Annotated in this window: 6 protein-coding genes; 4 read left to right on the plus strand and 2 right to left on the minus strand. The window is 73.3% G+C overall.

Features of this window, described 5'->3' with window-relative positions; all coding sequences use genetic code 11:
• Positions 1-73: 73 nt before the first annotated feature.
• Complete coding sequence (locus HUW36_RS23625) at positions 74-529, minus strand: protealysin inhibitor emfourin (protein ID WP_174530185.1); 456 nt, start codon at positions 527-529, stop codon at positions 74-76.
• A gap of 172 nt (positions 530-701) precedes the next feature.
• Between HUW36_RS23625 and HUW36_RS23630 the strand changes: the two genes are divergently transcribed.
• The 3 genes from HUW36_RS23630 to HUW36_RS23640 all read left to right on the plus strand — a co-directional run bounded on the left by HUW36_RS23630 (position 702) and on the right by HUW36_RS23640 (position 4,617).
• The gene (locus tag HUW36_RS23630; protein ID WP_174530186.1) at positions 702-3,101 is read left to right on the plus strand and encodes a M4 family metallopeptidase; all 2,400 of its coding nucleotides are present in this window, start codon (positions 702-704) and stop codon (positions 3,099-3,101) included.
• Between the two features lie 77 nt (positions 3,102-3,178).
• Complete coding sequence (locus HUW36_RS23635) at positions 3,179-3,946, plus strand: enoyl-CoA hydratase/isomerase family protein (protein WP_174530187.1); 768 nt, start codon at positions 3,179-3,181, stop codon at positions 3,944-3,946.
• Positions 3,947-4,005: 59 nt separating this feature from the next.
• Positions 4,006-4,617, plus strand: a complete 612-nt coding sequence (locus tag HUW36_RS23640; protein ID WP_174530188.1) for a hypothetical protein — start codon at positions 4,006-4,008, stop codon at positions 4,615-4,617.
• Here HUW36_RS23640 and HUW36_RS23645 read toward each other — a convergent pair.
• Positions 4,592-5,143 (minus strand): peroxiredoxin-like family protein, encoded by a 552-nt coding sequence (locus HUW36_RS23645; protein ID WP_174530189.1) that lies wholly within the window; start codon positions 5,141-5,143, stop codon positions 4,592-4,594. The genes HUW36_RS23640 and HUW36_RS23645 overlap by 26 nt on opposite strands.
• A gap of 69 nt (positions 5,144-5,212) precedes the next feature.
• Between HUW36_RS23645 and HUW36_RS23650 the strand changes: the two genes are divergently transcribed.
• Positions 5,213-5,836 (plus strand): TetR/AcrR family transcriptional regulator, encoded by a 624-nt coding sequence (locus HUW36_RS23650; RefSeq protein ID WP_174530190.1) that lies wholly within the window; start codon positions 5,213-5,215, stop codon positions 5,834-5,836.
• Positions 5,837-5,927 lie beyond the last annotated feature (91 nt).

The following is a 5,927-nucleotide window of genomic DNA, read 5'->3' on the forward strand; positions in this document are numbered from 1 at the left end:
GGCCGGCCGGCGCGAGGTGCAGGCCGTGCGCCGGGCGCTGGTGGCGGCGGCGCCCGGCTGGTGAACGGGCGGGTCAGCCGGTGGCACGGGTGAGCAGCTCGACCACCTCGGCGGTGGCGGCCGGCGGGGTGACCTGCGGCGGGCAGTCCACGTAGGAGCTGGTGGTCGCCCCGATGGTGAGCTGGTAGCTGAACGCGTCGGCGCACATGGTCGCCGGCACGGTGACGGCGGCCTCGGCGGTGAGCCGGGGGTCGGCGGCGAGTTGCCGCAACCGGTCGAGATCCGCCTCGGCGAGCCGGCCGTCGCGTTCGGTGCCGGCCCGGTCGGTGGTCGTCCAGGTGCCGTCGGCGTGCACGGTGATGGTGTCGGTCAGGCCGGCGATGCCGCCCGAGCGCACCAGCACCACCTCGACGCCGGGTAGCGGGGTGACGGCCGGGCCGACGCGGGTCGGTGCGTCGGTCCGGGCGCAGCCGGCGAGCGGGACGAGGAGGGCGGCGACGGCGGCCGCCACGGCGGGGGCTGCTCTCATGCCGGATCGGACGCACGGCGGGGCCACCCGGTTCCGGACCACCGCGTCCTCCTCATCCGTTCGGTCAGTGTCTCGGACGGGAAGCCGCCGACCTCTTTCACGTTCTTCGATGTATCGCTATATCTACATCAGTGACTACCCCCGTCACAACTTCGCCTTCGGAGGAGGGCCCGTGAAAAGATCCGTCGCCGCCGTCAGCGCAGCGCTGCTCACCAGCGGCGTGCTGACCTGCGTCACCACCACGGCGCACGCGGCAGCGCCCAGCGCCCCCAGTCCCGAGCCCGCCGCCGCGGCCCGGGCCGACAGCCTGGTCCGTGCCAACCCCGGCGCCGTCCAGGGCTCCAGCGGGGAGGCCTACCAGGCCGTCCGCACCAAGGTCGACCCCTCGGGGGCGGCGCACACCCGCTACTCCCGGACCTACCGTGGCCTGCGGGTCTACGGCGGTGACTTCGTCGTCCACACCGCCCCGAACGGCACCATGACCGGCACCTCGGTCGGCCTGTCCGCACCGCTCACGCTGGGCACCAGCGCCAAGGTGGGCGCGTCCGCGGCCAAGGCCAGCGCGCGCAAGGCGTTCTCCGGCACCCTCACCTCGGTCGGCGCGCCGGAGCTGTTCGTCGACGCCAGCAGCGGCAAGGGCCGGCTGGCCTGGGAGACGGTCGCCACCGGCTGGAAGGCGGACAGGCAGACGCCGTCGAAGCTGCACGTGGTCACCGACGCCACCACCGGCAAGGTGATCGGCTCGTACGACGAGATCGAGTCGGTGGTCGGCAGCGGCCAGGGCATCTACACCGGCACGGTCAGCATCGACACCACGCTCAACGGCAGCACCTACCAGATGATCGACCCGTCGCACGGCAACGGCCGGACCTGCGACATGAACAACGGGACCTCGACCTGCACCACGTTCACCGACGCGGACAACGCGTGGGGCAACGGGACCAACTCCAACCGGCAGTCCGCCGGCGTGGACGCCCACTTCGGCGCCGCCAAGACGTTCGACTACTTCAAGAACGTGCACGGCCGCAACGGCATCTTCGGCAACGGGCAGGGCGTGCCGAGCCGGGTGCACTACGGCAACAACTACGTCAACGCGTTCTGGGACGGCTCCCAGATGACCTACGGCGACGGCTCGGGCAACTCCCGCCCGCTGGTCTCGCTCGACGTGGCCGGGCACGAGATGAGCCACGGCGTCACCGAGGCGCTGGCCGGGCTGGTCTACTCCGGTGAGTCCGGTGGCCTGAACGAGGCCACCAGCGACATCTTCGGCAACATGGTGGAGTTCTACGCCGCCGCGCCGAGCGACCCGGGCGACTACCAGGTCGGTGAGAAGATCAACATCAACGGCAACGGTACGCCGCTGCGCTACATGTACAACCCGTCGCTGGACGGCTCGTCCGACTCCTGCTGGTCCACCAGCACGAAGAACAAGGACGTGCACTACTCCTCCGGCGTCGGCAACCACTTCTTCTTCAACCTCGCCGAGGGCACCGGCTCCACCGCGTACGGCACCTCGCCGGTCTGCGGCTCGGCCCCGGCGGTGACCGGCATCGGCCGCGCCAAGGCGGAGAAGATCTGGTACCGGGCGCTCGACGTGTACTTCACCTCGAACACCTCGTACGTCAACAACACCACCCCGTCGAACACCGCCCGGGCGTACACCCTCAAGGCGGCGACCGACCTGTACGGCAACTGCTCGACCGAGTACAAGGCCGTCCAGGCGGCGTGGACCGCGGTGAACGTGGCCGGCAACGACGCGCCGTGCAGCTCCACCGGCAACGACTTCTCCGTCTCGCTCTCGCCGACCGCCGGCTCGGTGGCCCAGGGCGGGTCCGCCACCGCCACCGTCGCCACCGCCACCACCAACGGGGCCGCGCAGACCGTGACGTTCTCCGCGTCCGGCCTGCCGACCGGCGCCACCGCGTCGTTCAGCCCCGCCTCGGTGACCTCGGGCGGCTCGTCCACCCTCACCATCGCCACCAGCGCGAGCACCCCGACCGGCACCTACGCGGTGACGGTCACCGGCAGCGCCGCGTCGGGCACGAAGACCGCGACCTACTCGCTGACCGTCACCGGCACCGGCGGCGGCTGCACCGGCGCGGGTCAGAAGCTCGGCAACCCCGGCTTCGAGTCCGGCAACACGGTCTGGTCCGCCAGCTCCGGCGTGATCGGGCAGTACGGCTCGCAGGGCCAGCCGACCCACGGCGGGACCTGGAACGCCTGGATGGACGGCTACGGCAGCACCCACACCGACACGCTCTCCCAGTCGGTGAGCCTGCCGTCGGGCTGCTCGACGTACAACTTCAGCTTCTGGCTGCACATCGACTCGGCGGAGACCACCACGAGCGTGCAGTACGACAAGCTGACCGTGCAGGTGCTCAGCTCCTCCGGCACCGTGCTGGCGACGCTCGCGACCTACTCGAACCTGAACAAGGCCAGCGGCTACAGCCAGAAGTCGTTCTCCCTGGCCTCGTACGCCGGGCAGACGGTCACCCTGAAGTTCACCGGCACCGAGGACAGCTCGCTGCAGACCTCGTTCGTCGTGGACGACACCGCGGTCAACGTCTCCTGACCTGACCGCCCGACCCCGGGGCCCGGCGGCCACCCCACGCGGGTGGTCACCGGGCCCCTCCCGTTACGGTCGGACCCATGTCCGACGCGGAACTGACCGTCACGGTGGACGGCCCGGTGGCGACCGTGGTGATACGCAACCCGGCCCGCCGCAACGCCATGACCCCGGCCATGTGGCGACAGCTCCCGGTGCTGCTCGACGGCCTGGAGGCCGACCCGGCGGTGCGGGTGCTGGTGCTCACCGGGGCGGGCGGCACGTTCTGCGCCGGCGCCGACCTCGGCGACCTGGACGAGCTGCTGGCCGCCGGTGACGGCAGCATCGCGGTGGCGGCCGAGGAGCGGCTCGCCGCGTTCGGCCGCCCCACGGTGGCCGCGATCGAGGGCGCCTGCGTCGGTGGCGGGTGCCAGCTCGCCGTCGCCTGTGACCTGCGGCTGGCCGCGGCGGACGCCCGGTTCGGCGTACCGCCGGCCCGGCTCGGCCTGGTCTACCCGGCGCCGACCACCCGACGGCTGGCCGCGCTGGTCGGGCCGTCGGCGGCCAAGCACCTGCTGTTCACCGGCGAGCTGGTGGACGCCGAGCGGGCCCTGCGGACCGGCCTGGTGGACGAGGTGCTGCCGGCCGGCGAGCTGGCCGGGCGGGTGGCGGCGCTGACCACCACGATCGCCGAGCGCTCCCGGCTCACCGTGACCGCCGCCAAGGAGATCGTCGACGGGCGCGCCGACGCCGAGCGGCTGGCCTGGTGGCACGACCAGGTGCGGGACAGCGGCGAGGCCCGCGAGGGAGTGGCGGCCGTCAACGAACGCCGGCCGCCGCGCTTCGGCTGGACCCCGCCGGCCGCCCGCTGACCGCCGTTTGAGCGGCACCCCCCGACGGGTACGTCCCGACCGTCGAACGGGGGACCATCGTGGACAGTGATCCGGAGCGTGGGGCGATCCGGCGGGGACGACGTCGGGTCCGGCTGCTGCTGGTCGGCACCGTGCTGGTGTTCGCGCTGGTGTCGCTGCTGGTCGGGCTTCTGGCGGACCGGGGGTTCCCGAGCAGCTGGCTGGAACGCGGTGACCCGCCGACCGCGGTGGCGGTGACCGGCGTCGTCTTCGCGGTGCTGGGTCTGGTGCTCGAGATCGTCGCGCTGGTCCGCATGGTGCGCAGCGGCAGCTATCGGGCCGACCGGGAGTCCCGGCTGTGGGCGGTGAGCTTCCGCCGGCGGCGGGAGTTGGCGCGGGCGGTCCGGCGCGGCGCGGTGGCCTCCCCGGATGAGCTGCCCTGGCTGCGGACCGCCGCCGCGCAGATGGTCCGGCAGCGGCGTCTCGTTCCGCTCTTCGGTGGCCTGGTGATGCTGAACCTCGGCCAACTGCTGCTCAGCCTCGCCCCGATGTGGTTCCTCCTGTTCGGCGTCACCTCGGTGATGTTCGCGATCGCCAACTGGCAGATCCTCCGGGACGCGCCGCGGGCCGAGGCGTTCCTGCGGGAACACCCCGACGATCCGGCGGTCATCGCGCCGACCGGCTCGCACTGACCCGGGCCAGCAGCTCGTCCACCGACCACTGGTCGGAGGCGTGCTCGCCGTGCTTGGCGGCGAGCACCCGGCCGTCGGGAGCGATCAGGAAGTCGGCCGGCAGCCCGAGCCGGCCGCCCTGCGGGGTGCGGGACGGCAGCCGCTCCCGGCCGCGCAGGACCTGCCAGGTGCCGCTCGCCACGGCGCGCAGGACCGGCAGCCAGACGCGCGGGTCGAGCAGCGCCCGTCGCGCGGACTCCACGCCGAACTCCCGATAGAGCCGCCGGTCGGGGTCGGCCACCACGGCGAACGGCAGGTCGGCGACGTGCTCGCGCAGTTCGTCGGCGGGGGAGTGGAAGAGCACCACCTCGCGGACGCCGGCCGCCTCGATCTCGGCGTGGCGGCGGACGATCGAGCGCAGGTGGAGGTTGCAGACCGGGCAGCCGGCGAACCTCCGGAACTGGAGGTGGACCAGGCGGGTGGGGTCCGGCAGGGCGATCTCGACGCCGGTGACGCTGGTCAGGTGGCGGGGGGTGACGACGTCCATGCGCGCTCCCGCTGTAGGTGTACAACGTACTCCTACAACCGTAGGCGTATCTTGTACGCTGTCAAGGCCATGCCCCGTCCCCGATCCCTGACCCCGGCCCAGCTCGCCGACGCAGCGCTCGCGGTGCTCGACCGGGACGGCCTGACCGGCCTCACCATGCGCGCGGTCGGCGCTCAGCTCGGCACCAGCACGATGGCCCTCTACCGCTACGTCGCCGACCGCGACGAGCTGGAGTCGCTCGTCGTCGAGCGCGTCCTCGACGGGGTGGACATGCGCCCTCCGGCCGACGGGCCGTGGCCGGACGGCATCCGGGAACTGGTCGACCGGGTGCGCGCCGCGGTGGGCGCCCATCCGGCCGTGGTGCCGCTGCTCCCCGCGCACCGGCACCGCTCGCCCGGCATCCTGCGCTGGGGCGAGGCGGCGCTCGCGGTGCTGACCCGGGGCGGCTTCGCCGGCACCCGGCGGGTGGTCGCGTTCCGTGCCCTGCTCGCGTACGTGGTCGGGGCGATTCAGATGGAACACCTCGGCGCGCTGGCCGGACCCGGCACGGCGGTCATCGCCGCGCTGCCCCGGGCGGAGTTCCCGCTGCTGGCCGAGACCGCACGCGCGGCCGGCGCGGTGGGCCCGGACGACGAGTTCGGCGGCGGACTCGACCTGCTGCTCGACGGGCTCGCCCGGCAGCTCGACGGGTGACCCGGCCCCGGCGGCCGTCCTCGGGCCGCCACCGTGACCGGTCGGCCCTGGCGACCGTCACCGGCCCGGCCGGCGACCGGTGACGGTGGGG

The sequence above is a fragment of the Micromonospora maritima genome (assembly GCF_902825405.1).
Classification (GTDB): Bacteria; Actinomycetota; Actinomycetes; order Mycobacteriales; family Micromonosporaceae; genus Micromonospora; species Micromonospora maritima.

Coding starts and splice junctions, on each gene's coding strand:
- HUW36_RS23625 (WP_174530185.1), bottom strand. CDS start 529: ATGAGAGCAGCCCCCGCCGTGGCGGCCGCCGTCGCCGCCCTCCTCGTC.
- HUW36_RS23635 (WP_174530187.1), top strand. CDS start 3,179: ATGTCCGACGCGGAACTGACCGTCACGGTGGACGGCCCGGTGGCGACC.
- HUW36_RS23645 (WP_174530189.1), bottom strand. CDS start 5,143: ATGGACGTCGTCACCCCCCGCCACCTGACCAGCGTCACCGGCGTCGAG.
- HUW36_RS23650 (WP_174530190.1), top strand. CDS start 5,213: ATGCCCCGTCCCCGATCCCTGACCCCGGCCCAGCTCGCCGACGCAGCG.